Here is a 16,207-nt window from a genome sequence, read left to right on the forward strand (position 1 = left end):
CAAACCATAGAAAACAAGTGAGTTTCCCGATAGAATAAAAGTCGACTAAAACCCATACTAAAGGAGAGACTCACTTGCACACTACTCATGATATTAAAAATTTACTAGATATACAAGACCCAAACATCACTTTTTCCGATGCATGCGTGGAAATAAAGCAAGATAGAGGAAAGGTATGTAAATTTATTTCCGCTACACTTACTTATATACCGACCCATTGCGCGGTTTGTGGTATGAAAAATGAACACTTTTCCGTGATTAAAAACGGGACACAAACCTCTCGCATCACGCTGCCACTCACGGGGGTGCATCGTACCTTCCTTTTACTTAAAAAACAGCGCTTCTTTTGTAAAAGCTGGTCCTGTACTTTCGTGGCGCATTCGTCTATTGTCGATCGCCATTGTTTTATTTCCAATCAAACGAAAGCACGCGTTACGATGAAAGCGACCGAAGCGCAATCCATCACGTTGATTGCCCAAGATGCGATGATTTCGGTGTCTTCTGTACAACGCTTTATTCAAGCGTATGCGAACGAATGCTTGAAACCAACGAATCGACTACCGGAAAACTTGTCGTTCGATGAATTTAAATACGCCAAAGGGCGCATGGCTTTTCAATATATTGATGCCCAAACCGGCACGATTTTAGATATTTTACCGAGTCGCTTCAGTTTTCATATTAAGAACCATTTCTACACGCGTTACAGCTATCGTGAACGCTGTTCGGTCAAAACCATTACGATTGATATGAATGCCGGATATGAAAAACGCATACAAGAACTGTTTCCAAAAGCGAAGATCATCATCGACCGATTCCATCTCGTTCAATTGATCAGTCGTTCGATGAATCAACTGCGAATCCAAGTCATGAATGGTTTTAGACGTGGGCACAACGAAGATCAGAAGAAATATCGTCGGCTGAAAAGATATTGGAAACTACTTTTAAAAAACGAAAAAGACCTGACCTATACCCTTTATAAACAGTTTGGGTTATTTGGGCAAACGACGGATAGGACCGTTGTCGATACATTATTGAACTATGATGAACGTTTACAAGTCAATTATACACTGTATCAATCCCTATTAAATGCCATGAAAGACAAAGATATAAACGTCTTACAAACGCTCTTAAAACAGCCTTTACACGAAGAAATTTCACTCGATTTTAGAAGAAGTATGCGCACATTAAAGCATCACTTAAGTTCCATTGAAAATAGTTTTATGTATCCATTCAATAACGGAAGAATTGAAGGCATCCACAATAAAATCAAAGTCTTAAATCGTGTTGCCTATGGGTATCGTAATTTCACGAACTACCGTCAGCGGATCTTCATTCATTTCAAATTGAAAAGAGCGAGTTGCGTTTCATAAATGAAACACAACTCGCTCGAAAAACCGACTCGTTTATTCTGTTAAATAGTCTCACCAACGTCATTTGACAAAGAACCGAAATTATCTTATTGCTGTTTTTGATTTATATTCCAAACTCTTTTTTAATATAAATTTCTTTATTTAGTGTAACAGTTTATTTACTTTTAACTATTACTTCATCATTTTCAAGTACGATATCTACATGTTTTACGTCTGTATGATCTAAGTAGTAATCTGTGATTTTGTCGCGTACTTCTTGTTCAACAACACGACGTAACGGACGCGCACCCATTTGATCGTCGTAGCCTTTATCAATTAACCAATCTTTGACATCTTGTGTAACGTCCATTGTGATTCCTTTTTTATCTAATGTTTTTTGAACATCTTCTAGTAATAAGTTCACAATGTCTTTTAATGCATCTTTACCTAAATGATTGAATTTAACGATACCATTGAAACGGTTAAGGAATTCAGGGCGGAAGTATTTTTTCATTTCATCCATAATATCATCAAACTCTTCATTTCCATCACCAAAGCCAGCATTAGAAGTACAAATAATAATTGTGTTTTTAAAGTTAATGACATTACCTTGACCATCTGTTAAGTTACCATCATCCATAACTTGTAGTAATAAAGTTAAGATTTGTGGATGCGCTTTTTCAATTTCATCAAATAAGATAACTGAGTACGGGTTACGTCTAACTTTCTCTGTTAATGTGTTTGAATTATCATCATAACCTACATAACCAGCAGTTGTTCCAATCATTTTAGATACAGCAGTTTGATCACTATATTCACTCATATCTAAGCGAATTAATGCATCTTTATTACCGAATAAATCAATTGCTAACTGCTTTGCAAGTTCTGTTTTACCTACACCTGTAGGACCTACGAAAAGGAAGCTACCAATTGGGCGGTTGCCCTCATCAAATCCAGCACGGTTACGACGAATTGCACGAGAGACAAGATCAACAGCCCTATCTTGACCAATAATTTTATCTTTTAAACGCTTATTAATATTTTTCAATCTTTCGATATCACTTGCATCCATTTGAGATACAGGGATACCAGTTAAACGTTCAATTGAATCTAAAACGTCTTTTACAGTAGCTTTAGTATTATGTGCAACATTGCTATTTTTTAGTTTATCTTCTAGTTCTTTAATTTCTTTTTGAATTTTGTCAGCTTCTTTATATTCTTCATTACTCACGGCTTTACTTTTATCATCTTGTAATTGTGTAATGCGCTTTTCAATTTCCACTTTATCTATTGCGGGACTTTGTGCTGACAAGTGAGCTGCAGTAATATCTAGTACGTCAATAGCTTTATCTGGCAATAAACGTTGAGGAATATATTGAATGGATAAATCTACACAAGCTTTTAATACATCATCTGGTAGTTCAACATGGTGATGTTCTTCAAATTTTTCACGTATACCCTTTAGAATATTAAAAGTGTCATCAGCACTTGGTTCATTAACAAGTACTTCATTAAAACGACGTGCTAATGCAGCATCTTTTAAAATATTATTCCGATATTCATCTTGTGTAGTTGCACCAATAACTGAAATTTCACCACGACTTAATGCAGGTTTAATAATATCTGATAGCCCTTTGCTACCAGAATCACTGCCAGTTGAACCTGAACCAATAATTTGATGGATTTCGTCAAAGAATAACACAATATTTTTCGCTTCTTTAACCGCTGCAACTAATTTTTGAATATTTTCTTCAAAAGCACCACGATATTGTGTACCAGCTTCTAAGGAAGAAATATCTATTGAGATGATTTCTTTATCTTTAATAGATGATGGTACATTGCCTTTAACTATAGCTTGTGCTAAACCTTCAACAATAGCCGTTTTACCTACACCAGCTTCACCAACTAAAATAGGATTGTTTTTAGTACGTCTACTTAAGACTTCAGCAGTTTTTTGGATTTCTTTATCACGACCAATTACTGGGTCTAATAAACCATCGCGTGCTTCTTGTGTTAAATTACGGCCAATTTGATTTAAATAATTACCTTCATCATTTTGTCTTTGAGAATTAGATTGTTGAAATGCATGCGCGTTTTGCTCAGCAGAATTCCCACCTTGCTGCTGTCGTAATTGTGCTAATTGTTCCGGAGAAACTTCTTTGCCATTGATATAATATCTTTTAGTACCACTATTGACAGATTCTTGCATATCTTGGAATATTCTTCTGAAAATTGAATCAAAATCATTATTGAAATATCCGTTATTCATACATATCACTCCTAAGAAATTTTAGAAATACTTAAGACAACAATAAATACTTAAGACAACAATTAAATCATATATATTATAATGAACTAATTGTACAAAATGGTACAATAGAACAAAGTGTCCATGATATCCCTTTTTTTAATGAGATAAAATATCTCCTCTTCCATAAAGTAACACTTCATTCTAAGTGTTATTTACAAGCATAATAAAATATACCCTGGAATATCAATACTAAACTGTACAAATTATTTAGAGTGCATCAACTTATATTCAGTAGGTGTTAAATAATCTAATGATTCATGTATTCTAATATTATTAAACCAATGGACATAATCAAAAAGTGCAAGATCAAGTGCTTGTTGGTCAGGGAAATTGGTACCATTAATAAATTCTGTTTTGATTGTTTTAAACATAGCTTCTGCTACTGCATTATCATAAGGGGACCCTTTTTCACTCAAGAATCTTTCGATTCCAAACGTTTGGAGTACAGCCTCAATTAATTGGTTTTTAAATTCATTTCCCCTATCTGTATGGAATAATTGGAGCTCGCTTAGATTGTATGGTACCGAAGCAAAGGCACGCTGAACTAGAGCTGCAGTTTTGTTCGGTCCAGAACTGTAATCAATAATTTCACGATTATATAAATCAACTAAAATGCAGGTATAATGCCATTTTAAATCAACACGAACATAAGTTAAATCACTAACAACGACCTTCAATGTTTCATCTTGTTCAAATTCTCGATTTAATACATTATCAATCTCAGATTCATTGCATTTTGCTTTTTGAGATTTATATTGTGCAATAGTATATTTTGAAACAATTCCTTGCTCTTTCATAATACGGCTAATTCGTTGGCGTGAGTTTGGAACAAAAACATCACATTGGAACAGAATATTATGTTCCTGGAACAAAAAAGAAGTTCGTTACATAGTTAGGAACAGCAATTAACTTATGTCGTATAAGGGTTTGTGAAAAACTTGTTCAAATGTTCCAAGAAAAATATGATATTAGGAAAATATAAGAATATAGGATGAAATCACGCAAATACGCAAATACGCGCGTAAGAAAGTTTAAAAACGTTTGGAACAGGAGAGTTTGGAATGCGAGAAAAATCTATCGAGTTGATAGATTGTCAAATTAACTGCACCACCTGATATTCAAATGCTTCTTGCGTGGTGTTCCAGTTGAGGCACTTTCTTGGTCGATTGTTGATCAATGAAAGTGCTTTTTCTATTTTTGATGGTGTTAGTTGTCCCAAATCCATTCGTTTTGGGAAAAATTCGCGTAAAAGACCATTACTATTTTCATTCGTGCCACGTTGCCATGGCGCGTAAGGATCAGCGAAGTAAATTGGGATGCCGTACTGTTTTTCGATGTCAGCGTAACAGCTAAATTCTTTTCCTCGATCCGTCGTAAACGTTTGAAAACATGGTCTTGGATAACGCGAAATGAGCTGTTCAATCGCCCACTTCATCGATTGCGCCGAGCGATTCGGTATTTGAATGCCGACATCGAAACGTGTTTTTCGCTCGGCGAATGTCGCGATACATCCTTTCGTACCGCGTGCTGAAACGACGGTATCTAATTCCCAATGGCCAAACGTTTCACGCGTTTTGACTTCTTTTGGGCGATGCTGAATAGAAGTTCCAACGTTGAAACGCCCACGTGTTTCGCGTGGTGCCTGACGCTTTCCTTTTTGGCGAAGCACTTGAAGCGTCACGTGAAGTTTCCCTGAATAAAGCCAGCGATAAATTGTTTTGAAAGATAATTTGCCTTGAAACAAGGAACCGACAATCTGTTCAGGAGACCATGTCGCTTTTAGTTTTTCTTCGATAACTTTACGCAGTTTGTCGGTACACTTTGAACGCGCACCACATTTTTTCTTCTGCGCAGCCGCGTGCCATTGCGCCTTTTCAGCTGACCATTCATTCAATCGCTTTAATTCACGAGAAATCGTTGTATGAGAACGGTTGAGATGACGCGCAATGGCACGACAAGAGTACCCTAATCCTTTTAAAACCTCTATTTTCGAACGTTCAGATATGGTAAGATGATAATAGCTCATTCAATATGGCCCCCTGTTGATTTTGGTGTAGGAACTTTAATTATACAGGTTCATATTGAATGGGTCTTTTTTATTTATTTTGAGTGGTGCACTTAATATTACAATTCGTCATTTACAAAATCAAATTTCAGCTGAAGTTATTCAGTTTGAAATTAAAGAGTTATAAGTTGAAATTGTAAGAGAAAAACTTGGACAAATTTCGGTCCAAGTTTTTTTATATGGACTTCATCTGTACTATCCTGAAATATATAATATAAAGAAATATTGTATAGGAGGAAGTTTAGATGTTGCAATTTGTTCAATGCCCAGTATGTTATGTGGAAAATAAACGTCCACTACATGATTCAGTCGAAAATTTTATTTGCCACCATTGTTCTCATGAATGGAGTCAATAAGAAGTGACGGCGTTAGCTTATGAAAACATTCAAAAATTACGTTTATCTGTGAGTAGTTTTGATGCGGGAGAGGATATATATGAATTAGATTTTGTTCAATCGTCTATTCATTTTAAAAGACCCTTCAATCAGCCCTCTATTGATACACACGGTATATTAAGCGAAAAAGAATTAAAACGTATTCGAAAGCGATTAATACAGCTTGACGTACTGAATTGGTCAGACGAATATATCATGGAGCATGTCCTCGATGGCACGATGTGGTCACTGCAAATCGACACACCTTTCGAACGAATTGACAAGCATGGGCATCAAGAATTCCCAAAGTAGTGGGATTCATTTGTACAGTGCTTAGAAAATGCACGTCGAAATGCCACCATTTAATTTTTACCACCACGCCAGAGGCTAGTTCTTCTGGCGTTTTTTTCATGTCTTTTTCTAGTAAAAATCGTTCAATCTGCCTTGCTTTCGTTTAATCCTTTTTCAAAAGGGAAAAAATGTAGGTGTGTATAGCATAAATTGACCGATAAAATGGGAGAGGATGAGTGAGTATGAAGAACGAACATTTAATTGATCCGCGTAAGAAGTTTTCGAATGATGGGTTTCCAGAGCAAGAGCAGGATACGCCTGCTTTACAGCAAAAGATGAAGCCGATGCCGGATTGTGGTGAGACGTCTTATAAAGGTTATGGTCGTTTGAAGGGGAGAAATGCACTCGTAACAGGAGGCGATTCGGGTATTGGTCGTGCAGCGGCGATTGCGTATGCGCGCGAAGGAGCGAATGTAGCGATTCAATACTTCCCAGGTGAAGAAGTAGACGCCCATGAAGTGAAGGAAATCATCGAACAAGAAGGTCAGAAGGCACTTTTACTACCGTATGATTTACGTGAAGATGCGGCTGCTTCTGAGATTGTCGAAAAGACAGTCGAAGCATTTGGCGGTGTCGATATTCTTGTATTAAATGCGGCACAGCAAATTGCACAAGACAGCCTACAGGATTTACACATTAAACAGGTAGAAGATACGTATAAAGTGAATGTTATTAGTATGTATGAAACAGTGAAAGCGGCTGAACCACATTTAGAACCTGGAAGTGCCATTGTTACGACGACATCTGTACAAGCTTTTAATCCTTCTACGCATTTAATGGATTATGCAGGAACGAAAGCTGCGATTGCGAATTTCACTTTGAACTTATCCAGTTATTTTGCGCCAAAAGGAATTCGTGTGAATGGTGTAGCACCTGGTCCAATTTGGACACCACTTCAATTAGATCATGGTCAATTGGAAGGAACGATTCCAAAGTTTGGTCAAGATACATTACTTGGTCGTGCAGGGCAACCTGTAGAGTTGGCACCTGTATATGTCTTATTTGCTTCTGATGAAGGGAGTTATATTACAGGACAAATTTATGGTGTGACAGGTGGCGAAGCGATTGATTTGTAAAATGATGGATTTAATGACTTAAAAAAATCATTTTAAGTGAAAATTTTTATTGTACATTGATTTCAAGTTTGCTAGAATTACTATTTGAAATAGCACACCTTTAAGAACAGTCCAGAGAGACTGAAAAGGGAACAACTTGAGAGCGAACTGTCTACATTTTTAGATGTCTTTGTTTATTCATGCCCTTTTTGTCTACTTTTGGACGAGAAGGGCATTTTTATGTGCTAATAAGTTGCGTCACTCTTTTAAAGGTGGTCCTGTGAGGCCCAAAAGGAGAATGGAGTCTTTTCATCATCCATTCATCATAAAAGAGCTCGGTTACATCTTAGAGAACATTGGAGGATTTTGAAATGGACTATCGTAAAAAGACCGTCGTCGCGTCGGTCGCAGGTTTGACTTTAGAAGGTATGGACATTATGTTCATCTCATTTGCGATGACGATGATTATCGCAGAGTTTCACATTGATTTAGCAACAGGTGGATTGATTTCATCAATCACAAACATCGGCATGTTAATCGGTGGTATTCTATTCGGAGTACTAGCTGATAAATATGGTCGTGTCAAAGTTTTCACATATACAGTTCTACTGTTCGCAGTAGGAACAGCTTTAACAGGTCTTGCGACAAATATTGAACAAGTGTACTTATTCCGCTTCATCGCTGGTCTTGGCGCAGGTGGTGAGTACGGTATTGGTATGGCGCTTGTTGCAGAAGCTTGGCCAAAAAATAAACAAGGTCGTGCATCTTCTTATGTAAGTGTCGGCGCGCAGTACGGTGTTATTTTAGCGGCATTACTAAGTGCAGTCATCTTACCAACATTAGGTTGGCGCGCACTATTCTTCGTAGGCGTAGTTCCCGTTATTTTCGCTTTCATCGTACGTAAAAATTTAGACGAGTCACCAGAGTGGTTAGAAGCTCAAAAATTGAAAAAAGCAAGTAACAAGCGTGAGAAAAATAAATTAGGTCAGTTATTCAACTCATCAAAGACAACATTTACAACGATTGCATTAATGATTATGGCGACAGTACAAATCGCTGGTTATAACGGTTTAATGATTTGGTTACCGTCGATGTTACAACAATCACAAGGCTTATCGGTATCAGGTTCAGCACTTTGGACGATTAGTACGGCAGTCGGCATGATTATCGGTATGTTAACATTTGGTCAGTTCTTAGACCGTTTCGGTACAAAACGTGCTTTCGGTATTTTCTTACTAGCATCAGCGTGTGCAGTGTTCATTTACGCATATGCGACAGGTAGTGCCGGTGTATTAATCGGTGGAGCCATCGTCGGTTTCTTCTCAAATGGTATGTTTGCAGGATACGGTGCATTAATCGGCGGTCTATATCCAACCGAAATCCGCAGTACAGCGACGAATACAATCTTCAACTTCGGTCGTGCAGTTGGTGGTTTCTCCCCAATCTTAGTCGGTTACATCTTACAAAATTACGATATGAAGATGGCGATGCTTTATTTAGCGGGCTTATACATCATCTCATTCGTTATGATGTTAACATTGAAAAAAGGAAGTACAACACAGGCAACACAGCTTGCGAGTTAATCAAAAATGGCTTCGACATGGCAACATGTCGAAGTTTTTTATTTTGAAAAAATCAAGCCTAATTTAGTGCAAAAGGGTTATTTCGTTCGTTTTTCATCGAAAAAAAGACGAAAAAATGTTGGTTGATTCTAAATTTCTCTGATTTCATGCACGTATAATTTGTACTCCAAAATCAAAAGTAGGTATGATGTGAGAAAGAAGTTTTATCTACAAAAGGAGAGATGGCACATGGATGTAAAATATCCAATTGGTCAATTACAAGTACCAGAAGAAGTAATGTTTGAAGATGTTCAAGGGTGGCTTGAACAAATCGACACATACACAGATCGTTTACGAAATATTGTAGACGGATTAAGTGATGAAGAACTTGAAAAAACGTATCGTGAGGGTGCATGGAATGTCCGTCAACTAGTTCATCACATTGCAGATTCACAATTAAATATGTATCAACGTCTAAAGTTGGCACTAACAGATGATTGTCCAACAGTTCCAGCCTTTTTAGAAGAAGAATGGGCGATTACACCAGATACAGAAGTACCTGTGGAATATTCGATTCGCATGCTAGAAGGAATTAATGGGCGTATTATCGCATTAGGTCAAACACTTACAGAAGATCAACTGAATCGTTCATTTATCCATGAACAAAATGGTGAGATTCTCGTCTCAACGAAGATGGCGAAGTTGGCATGGCATGAAGAACATCATTTAGCGCATATTCAAATCGCATTAGAAAAATAATTTAGTGGCTGGGACTTTTCCTAGCCTTTTTACATAGAGGAGTTGTGGTGAGATGAAAACAGTTTATGTAGCTGGTGGATGTCTATGGGGTGTCCAAGCATTTTTTAAAACATTACCGGGTGTAGTTGAGACAGAAGCAGGGCGTGCAAATGGTACAAACTCGACATTAGAAGGTGCATATGACGGTTATGCAGAATGTGTACGTGTTACATTTGATGAACAGGTAGTGACAGTCACGCAGTTAATGGGATATTTATTCGAAGTGATTGATCCGTATAGCGTCAATAAACAAGGAATCGACGTTGGTGAAAAGTACCGTACAGGATTATATAGTACAGAGGCGAAGCATTTAGAAGAAGCGAGAGCGTTCATTGATGCACGTTTGGACCATGCAAAAATCGCAGTAGAAGTGAAGCCACTGACGAATTATGTGCGCAGTGCAGAAGAACACCAAGACCGCCTTGCGCGTTGTCCAGATGACTACTGCCATATCCCGAAAAATCTGTTAGAGAAATACGTTTTGAAAGAAGAATCTCCATTGTGAGGTTCTTTTTTTTTATACAACATAGTTGCAAAATATAGCTAGTTACGATTCGAAATTAACCTGTTAGAGTAAAAGATAAAGGAATCGATTCATCACATGGTATTGTTGAAATAGTAAGGAGGGGGAAGTGGTGGTGAAGTTTGTGGTAACAATTGATGAAAAAATTGAAGATATAGAAGTGCATATCCATGCAGCTAATTATTCAGAAGAAGTAGAAAAGCTAGTAGAATCTTTAAAAACACCTAAGATGAAAATGATAGCAGGTTATAGAGAACAAGAAGTGCATATGTTGAAAATAGAAGATATTTTTTCTATTTTTACAGAGGATGGAAAAGTCTATGTACAAACAGAGTTAGAAGATTATCAAGTTAAAAAGAAGTTATATGAGTTTGAAAGTCTACTATATAAAGAGTTTGTCAGAGTTAATAAATCTACTCTAGTCAATTTACAGTATATTCAATGTATACGCGTTGGTTTATTAGGAACTACAAATCTTTATTTAGAGAACGAAGTCTGTTACCCAATCAGTCGCAAATATTTACGTGAGTTAAAAGATAGGTTAGGTATTGGAGGGAATATGGTATGAGAATGATTCAAAATGGTTTGTTAGGTATGTTAATCGGCTTAAGTATTTCTTATTTTATGGTTGCTTTAAGTATTTCACAGGTGGATGAAGCAATTGCAGGACACGAATTGTTTAATCAAATGATGGTCTCTGGAACTATGGGGACAGTAATTGGTTTTGCTGCTACTATTTTTCAAGTTGAAAAAATTCCTCTTTTTTATCAATTCACGAGCCATTTTCTTTTTGTAATTTTATGTGTATCTATTAGTGGCTATTTTGCAGGATGGTACAATCCTTCAGAATTGAAAAGTTGGTTTGTATTAATTGGGAAAGTAGGCGCTATTTATTTAGTCACTTGGTTTTTTATTTATATGAGTACAAAAAGAAAAATTAATGAATTAAATGAACTAATCCAAAATCGTAAACAACACTAATGTCCATTCGCCTTTCTCGTCGTTCAATGTTAAACTATTGAAGTAAAGATTGTAGGAGGTTTAACATGACAAATAACGATATTTTAATTCGTCTACGTTATGCGTTAGATATTAAAAATACAGATGTAGTAGAGATGTTCCGTTTAGGCGGTATGAAGTACACAAAGGATGACATCTTAAATATGCTGAAAAAGGTGCAAGAAGATGAAGCACCACCAGCAGGTTATATTGAGGTAACGAATGACATGTTAGAAGCCTTTTTAAATGGCTTAATTACATTCAAACGTGGACCACAAAAGCCAAAGCCAGGTCAAGAAAAACCAAAAGTGGAAGCAGTGAAAGATCATGCGAATAATATGCTAATTAAAAAAGTGAAAATCGCATTATCGATGACAAGTGAAGATGTACTCGACACACTATATGATGGTGGTGTAAGTGTATCAAAAGGTGAGTTAGGCGCGATTTTACGTAATCCAACACATCGTAACTATAAAGCTTGTGGCGACCGCTTCGCCCGTAATTTCTTACGTGGTTTAACAATGCAATATCGCGAAGATACAAAAGCATAAATGATGACACCAAAACGCAATTGTGTTTTGGTGTTTTTTTATCTATTTTCTATTCATGTTGTCGATATTATAAAAAAACAACTAGGAGCTACAACATGAAACAATACATACTTATTCTACTTTTATTTTTAAGCTGCCTTACGTTCGCATTTGAAAAGAACGTAAAAGCTAAAACAAACACCATTACTTTTTCGAATAAACAAGTGATGAAAACTTGGTTTTATCCTTATCGAGATCCAGCAGGGAAGGTTGCGCCAAATGAGATTCGTAGTCTACAAGGTTTTACAATCAATACGAAAAAGGATATTTATGTGAGCTATGCGACAGATGACAAAACAACATATGGCTATATTTATCACTATTATTCAACAGGAAAACTAGTAAAGAAAAGTACGCGTCTTGTGATAGGACATGGACAAGCGATTTCTAATTATAAAGGTTCAATTTATGTCGTTGCAGATATTTCAGGTAAGAAAAGCTATCAAATGTACAAAATCGATGAAAAAACATTGCGTGTGAAGCAGTCATGGACACTACCATCCAACATTCACCCGAACGTACTCTACATGCATAATGAACGCGAAGCTTCTGTCGTATCGAAAGTAACAGAGGGTTATCATATCAATCGTATTACATTAACAGGTAAGCAAGCTGTACTGGATACGAAGAAAAGAATCGTTGTAAAAGGATTAGTTGGAACAACAGTTAAAAAACCAGTTCAAGGCTTTACGTATGAAAAAGGGCTTTATTATATTTTGTCAGATGGTCAATATGGTGTGGTTGATGCGAAAGGTAATCTAAAACGAGTAGCACTGCAGACAAAACGAGAACCAGAAGGAATTGGCTTTGTGAATGGGAAAATGGTGATGGCATTTAATAATCTGAATGAACTATTCAAACAAAAATAAAATGCGTCAAATCAATTGGTAGAAAATGATGGGAAACGGTTGTGTGAAAGGGAACTTAGGCATAAAATGAGAACGTACGATATTTCGCCTTTTTTCTTCTGAAAAATCATGATTTATGCAACTTCTTTCGTTTTTTGAGGTCCTATTAGCGTAGAAACCGAACAAGCGGTAGAACCTCAATGACTTTAATCGTTTGAAAAAACGATGAGAGGGTATGGATTGTGTAGCATTGAACAAGAAGGAGTACGATCGTATGACACAACAAAACCGACAAAAACAGACATTAAAAGATGATGTAATCGATCAACTAATGGCGATTGGCGTATATAAAATCAAAGACTTACAACTATATCAAGTTCCATTACATATCCTTGTTCAGGAGTATAGAAAACACGTAAGTTAATTGAAAAAAAGCGAGAAGAATACAAGAAAAAATGTTAAAATGAAGAGATTGAAATAGGACATTGATTGTAATAGATAGGAGAATATAAATATATGTGTGGATTTACAGGATTCGTAGGCGAAGTAGCAAACCCAGATGTGGTTTTAGAAAATATGATGAACCAAATTATTCATCGTGGTCCAGACTCAGCAGGGGCTTATACAGATGGTGAGGCGGCACTTGGTTTCCGTCGTTTAAGTATTATTGACGTAGAGCATGGTAGCCAACCAATTTACAACGAAGATCGTTCACTTGTATTGATTTTCAACGGTGAAATTTACAATTTTGAATCAATTCGTGAAGACTTAATTGCAAAAGGACATACATTTACAACACATACAGATAGTGAAGTATTAATTCATGGTTATGAAGAATACGGTACAAAATTAGTACAAAAACTACGTGGTATGTTTGCGTTCGTTATTTGGGATAAAAATAACAAAAAATTATTTGCGGCACGTGATATGTTTGGTATTAAACCACTTTATTATGCGCAAATGAACGGTACATTAATGTTTGGTTCAGAAATCAAAAGTTTCTTACCACACCCTCATTTCGAAAAAGCATTAAATGAAAAAGCGTTAAAACCATACTTAACATTCCAATTCCCTGTGTTAAACGAAACATTCTTTAAAGGCGTATTCAAAATGCCAGCAGCTCATTATATGACATATGAGAACGGTAAAGTTGAAATTACGCGTTACTGGGAACCAAAATTCAATCCAGAAGAGCGTCCACTAGATGAAATCGTAAGCGAAATTGATGATACAGTACGTGAATCAATTAAGGCACACGAATTCTCAGATAAGACCGTAAAAGTAGGTTCATTCCTATCTTCAGGCGTAGACTCTAGTTATGTAGCATCTGTTTTAAAACCAGATAAAACATTCTCAGTCGGTTTCGCAGCGAAAAAATTCTCAGAAGTAGACAACGCAAAAGCATTATCTGATGAATTAGGCATTGAAAACGTAAGTGAAGTATTAGATCCAGAAGAATGCTTCAATAAAATTGGTGATATTCAGTACATGATGGATGAACCACATTCAAACCCATCAATCGTACCGCTTTATTTCTTAGCAGAACTAGCGCGTAAACACGTAACTGTTGTTCTTTCAGGTGAAGGGGCAGATGAATTATTCGGTGGTTACGAAGAATATGATGATTCACCAACAATGCGTAAATATAAAAAAGTACCAGGATTCATCCGTAAACCGATTGGTAAAGTAGCAGAAGCATTACCAGAAGTACGCGGTAAACACTTCTTAATGAAGGGTGGCTTACCTGTTGAAAAAACATTCATCGGACAAGCACACATTTTTGAAGAAGATGAATCAGCAGCAATCTTAAAACCAGAATTCTTAGATGCGCCAACAGTTGAAGAAATCGTTATGCCTGTTTATCGTAAAAATCCAAACGAAGATGATTTAACGAAAAAACAATTACTAGACTTAAATTTATGGTTAGTAGATGACATTCTATTAAAAGCAGATAAAATGTCAATGGCACATTCAATTGAGCTACGTGTACCATTCTTAGACCGCGAAATTATGCGTGTCGCTTCAAAAGTACCTGCACGTTACCGTATCAATGAAGAAAATACAAAATATGCATTCCGTAAAGCATCTGAACGTGCGTTACCACAAGAGTGGGCAAAACGTAAAAAGATTGGTTTCCCAGTGCCAATTCGTCTATGGATGCAAGAGGAAAAATACTATAACCAAATTAAAGCAACATTCGAATCAGATACAGCAGCGAAATTCTTCGATCAAAAAGCGATTGTACAATTGTTAACAGATCATTATGAAGGAAAAGCGAAAAACCAACGTAAAATTTGGTCAATCTATGTATTCCTTGTATGGTATAACCAATATTTCGGATAATCTGATTGAGGGAGCTAATGACATTGTTTAAGAGAAGTAAAGTCAGTTTGTCTTTGCTCCTCTTTTGCATTTTATTACTTAGTGCATTATTAGGTGGATGTACGAGCATTTTTCCTGCAAAAGATGAGCAATCAGAAAAAGCGATTAAAATATTGATTGTGGAGTTCGGAAGCGGGACGCCTATCCCTAATATGAAAGTGAACATTCGTGACGCGAATACGAATGAGTTGGTTATGGAAAAAACAGCAGATGCCAATGGAGAAGTGGATATCTATGGTTTACAAGACGGTAAGAAGTATCTCTTTACGCCGTCTTCTATTTATGAGAGTGAGAGCGAAGGGATTGCTCAACTTGTCAAAATAGAAGAATCGACAAGTTATATTCGTTTAGAAACGTACTATGTGCGTAATCACAAAGGAGCCAACGTACCTGTTGTTTTACAAAGGCCTGTTTTTCCACATGGGTGTGAAATTACAGCATTAACAGCAGTTCTACAATTTTACGGAGCCAATGTGACAAAAGAAGTCATGGAGAAAAAATACTTACCAAAAGAGCCACTTGTACGAGCAAATGGTGTTTGGATTGGTCCTGATCCAGCGAAGAAATATGCTGGTAACCCTGCAAGCGAAACAGACGGTATGTATGCTTTTGCGCCTGTAATTGAAAAAGCAGCACAAAATTACATCAAGCAAACAAAAAAAGTATTAAAAGTTCGCAACATGACAGGTGCTTCAAAAGAACAAATTTTAAATAAAGTAAACAAAGGAATTCCGGTCATTACATGGGTGACACTTGATTTAACACCGCCGCAGATGAAGCAAGGGTGGACGATTAAAGGAACGGATCATCCCATCGAAATGTATCGTAATTTACATGTTGTTGTCGTGACAGGCTATCAAGATGGAAAAGTTATTGTAATGGATCCATTAAAAGGATACGTCGTCCATAATGAAGAAGACTTTTTTAAAAGTTTTAAAGAGATGAAATCACAAGCAATCGTGCTTGAAAAATAAAGATAAGGCAGATGATGAACAAGTGG

The 16,207-nt window shown here is 36.6% G+C and carries 15 protein-coding genes and 1 pseudogene; 13 read left to right on the plus strand and 3 right to left on the minus strand.

What is annotated here, in order from left to right:
- Nucleotides 1-74 precede the first annotated feature (74 nt).
- The gene (locus ACKVQX_RS13340; RefSeq protein WP_409136406.1) at nt 75-1,370 is read left to right on the plus strand and encodes an ISL3 family transposase; all 1,296 of its coding nucleotides are present in this window, start codon (nt 75-77) and stop codon (nt 1,368-1,370) included.
- 154 nt (nt 1,371-1,524) lie between these two features.
- On the opposite strand, the gene ACKVQX_RS13345 is transcribed toward ACKVQX_RS13340, so the two are convergent.
- The 3 genes and pseudogenes from ACKVQX_RS13345 to ACKVQX_RS13355 all read right to left on the minus strand — a co-directional run bounded on the left by ACKVQX_RS13345 (nt 1,525) and on the right by ACKVQX_RS13355 (nt 5,686).
- Nucleotides 1,525-3,618 (minus strand): AAA family ATPase, encoded by a 2,094-nt coding sequence (locus ACKVQX_RS13345; protein ID WP_068450814.1) that lies wholly within the window; start codon nt 3,616-3,618, stop codon nt 1,525-1,527.
- A gap of 245 nt (nt 3,619-3,863) precedes the next feature.
- Nucleotides 3,864-4,481: pseudogene (locus ACKVQX_RS13350) on the minus strand (IS3 family transposase); the annotation flags it as partial.
- A 272-nt stretch (nt 4,482-4,753) separates the two neighbouring features.
- Nucleotides 4,754-5,686: an IS30 family transposase gene (locus ACKVQX_RS13355; RefSeq protein ID WP_409136407.1), complete on the minus strand. Its 933-nt coding sequence runs from the start codon at nt 5,684-5,686 to the stop codon at nt 4,754-4,756.
- Between the two features lie 398 nt (nt 5,687-6,084).
- Here ACKVQX_RS13355 and ACKVQX_RS13360 point away from each other — a divergent pair, with 398 nt between their 5' ends.
- The 12 genes from ACKVQX_RS13360 (at nt 6,085) to ACKVQX_RS13415 (ending at nt 16,181) form a co-directional block, all read left to right on the plus strand.
- Entirely contained in the window at nt 6,085-6,411 is a 327-nt protein-coding gene (locus tag ACKVQX_RS13360; protein ID WP_068450820.1) for a hypothetical protein, read from the plus strand.
- 221 nt (nt 6,412-6,632) lie between these two features.
- Entirely contained in the window at nt 6,633-7,526 is an 894-nt protein-coding gene (locus tag ACKVQX_RS13365; protein WP_368634478.1) for an SDR family oxidoreductase, read from the plus strand.
- A 350-nt stretch (nt 7,527-7,876) separates the two neighbouring features.
- Nucleotides 7,877-9,088 (plus strand): MFS transporter, encoded by a 1,212-nt coding sequence (locus ACKVQX_RS13370; RefSeq protein WP_068450826.1) that lies wholly within the window; start codon nt 7,877-7,879, stop codon nt 9,086-9,088.
- A 228-nt stretch (nt 9,089-9,316) separates the two neighbouring features.
- A complete protein-coding gene (locus tag ACKVQX_RS13375) occupies nt 9,317-9,826 on the plus strand; it encodes a YfiT family bacillithiol transferase (protein WP_068450827.1) in 510 nt (169 codons plus the stop codon).
- Nucleotides 9,827-9,878: 52 nt separating this feature from the next.
- Complete coding sequence (locus ACKVQX_RS13380; RefSeq protein ID WP_409136408.1) at nt 9,879-10,370, plus strand: peptide-methionine (S)-S-oxide reductase; 492 nt, start codon at nt 9,879-9,881, stop codon at nt 10,368-10,370.
- Between the two features lie 133 nt (nt 10,371-10,503).
- Nucleotides 10,504-10,956, plus strand: coding sequence for a LytTR family DNA-binding domain-containing protein (locus ACKVQX_RS13385; RefSeq protein WP_068457210.1), 453 nt, complete (start codon nt 10,504-10,506; stop codon nt 10,954-10,956).
- Nucleotides 10,953-11,369, plus strand: coding sequence for a DUF3021 domain-containing protein (locus ACKVQX_RS13390; RefSeq protein ID WP_068450833.1), 417 nt, complete (start codon nt 10,953-10,955; stop codon nt 11,367-11,369). Before ACKVQX_RS13385 ends, ACKVQX_RS13390 begins: the two co-directional genes overlap by 4 nt.
- Nucleotides 11,370-11,434: 65 nt before the next feature.
- Nucleotides 11,435-11,938 carry a DUF1456 family protein gene (locus tag ACKVQX_RS13395; protein WP_068450836.1) on the plus strand — a complete coding sequence of 168 codons (504 nt, stop codon included), beginning with the start codon at nt 11,435-11,437 and terminating at the stop codon, nt 11,936-11,938.
- A 95-nt stretch (nt 11,939-12,033) separates the two neighbouring features.
- Complete coding sequence (locus tag ACKVQX_RS13400) at nt 12,034-12,846, plus strand: hypothetical protein (RefSeq protein ID WP_409136409.1); 813 nt, start codon at nt 12,034-12,036, stop codon at nt 12,844-12,846.
- Nucleotides 12,847-13,099: 253 nt separating this feature from the next.
- Nucleotides 13,100-13,249 (plus strand): Fur-regulated basic protein FbpA, encoded by a 150-nt coding sequence (gene fbpA, locus ACKVQX_RS13405; protein ID WP_409136410.1) that lies wholly within the window; start codon nt 13,100-13,102, stop codon nt 13,247-13,249.
- 92 nt (nt 13,250-13,341) lie between these two features.
- Nucleotides 13,342-15,168 carry an asparagine synthase (glutamine-hydrolyzing) gene (asnB, locus tag ACKVQX_RS13410; RefSeq protein WP_325922739.1) on the plus strand — a complete coding sequence of 609 codons (1,827 nt, stop codon included), beginning with the start codon at nt 13,342-13,344 and terminating at the stop codon, nt 15,166-15,168.
- 191 nt (nt 15,169-15,359) lie between these two features.
- Complete coding sequence (locus ACKVQX_RS13415; protein ID WP_409136411.1) at nt 15,360-16,181, plus strand: C39 family peptidase; 822 nt, start codon at nt 15,360-15,362, stop codon at nt 16,179-16,181.
- Nucleotides 16,182-16,207: the final 26 nt, after the last annotated feature.

It is taken from the genome of Kurthia sp. ISK08 (assembly GCF_046159805.1).
Lineage (GTDB): Bacteria > Bacillota > Bacilli > Bacillales_A > Planococcaceae > Kurthia > Kurthia gibsonii.

Coding starts and splice junctions, on each gene's coding strand:
- ACKVQX_RS13400 (WP_409136409.1), top strand. CDS start 12,034: ATGAAACAATACATACTTATTCTACTTTTATTTTTAAGCTGCCTTACG.
- ACKVQX_RS13375 (WP_068450827.1), top strand. CDS start 9,317: ATGGATGTAAAATATCCAATTGGTCAATTACAAGTACCAGAAGAAGTA.
- ACKVQX_RS13355 (WP_409136407.1), bottom strand. CDS start 5,686: ATGAGCTATTATCATCTTACCATATCTGAACGTTCGAAAATAGAGGTT.
- fbpA (WP_409136410.1), top strand. CDS start 13,100: ATGACACAACAAAACCGACAAAAACAGACATTAAAAGATGATGTAATC.
- ACKVQX_RS13370 (WP_068450826.1), top strand. CDS start 7,877: ATGGACTATCGTAAAAAGACCGTCGTCGCGTCGGTCGCAGGTTTGACT.
- ACKVQX_RS13365 (WP_368634478.1), top strand. CDS start 6,633: ATGAAGAACGAACATTTAATTGATCCGCGTAAGAAGTTTTCGAATGAT.
- ACKVQX_RS13345 (WP_068450814.1), bottom strand. CDS start 3,618: ATGAATAACGGATATTTCAATAATGATTTTGATTCAATTTTCAGAAGA.
- ACKVQX_RS13380 (WP_409136408.1), top strand. CDS start 9,879: ATGAAAACAGTTTATGTAGCTGGTGGATGTCTATGGGGTGTCCAAGCA.
- ACKVQX_RS13390 (WP_068450833.1), top strand. CDS start 10,953: ATGAGAATGATTCAAAATGGTTTGTTAGGTATGTTAATCGGCTTAAGT.
- asnB (WP_325922739.1), top strand. CDS start 13,342: ATGTGTGGATTTACAGGATTCGTAGGCGAAGTAGCAAACCCAGATGTG.
- ACKVQX_RS13415 (WP_409136411.1), top strand. CDS start 15,360: ATGAAAGTGAACATTCGTGACGCGAATACGAATGAGTTGGTTATGGAA.
- ACKVQX_RS13395 (WP_068450836.1), top strand. CDS start 11,435: ATGACAAATAACGATATTTTAATTCGTCTACGTTATGCGTTAGATATT.